This is a genomic window from Staphylococcus pasteuri, assembly GCF_030547725.1.
In the GTDB taxonomy this organism is placed as follows: Bacteria; Bacillota; Bacilli; order Staphylococcales; family Staphylococcaceae; genus Staphylococcus; species Staphylococcus pasteuri.
The window spans coordinates 1-345 of record NZ_JAUOQO010000104.1 but is presented as its reverse complement, the minus strand read 5'-3'; the positions used below and the strand labels follow the sequence as shown (position 1 = coordinate 345).

1 protein-coding gene is annotated in these 345 nt (G+C 44.6%); it reads right to left on the bottom strand.

Annotated features, from left to right (window positions below):
- Positions 1–322: sigma 54-interacting transcriptional regulator (locus Q4528_RS12990; RefSeq protein ID WP_303521896.1), on the bottom strand; the 322-nt coding region annotated here is incomplete at its 3' end.
- Positions 323–345: the final 23 nt, after the last annotated feature.

Below are 345 nucleotides of genomic sequence, written 5' to 3'. Positions count from 1 at the left end.
GTTTTATACCGAGCTGCGGCGCAGTGAGTGAACTGACTGCGTCTTCTATCTCATTACTTTTCAAACGTTCAATATTAGTGAGCAGAACTGTATTAGGTTGCTCGGCGGCAATTTCAGCCAACTGTTCTGAGAGACTGTATTCTTGGCTATGGCAACTAACAGAATAAAAACGTTCGTCGCTGCCCATGGAAAGCTCATTAAGTAAGCGCGCTAAAAAGCGTTTACCAACGCCTGCTTCACCAAACAATAAGGTGGGCATAGGGTGGTCAACTAAACGTTTTAAACTATTGAGAACATTATTGGTTTCGTCACTGCTGGCCACTAAGCGGCCTTCGCTAATGCCTA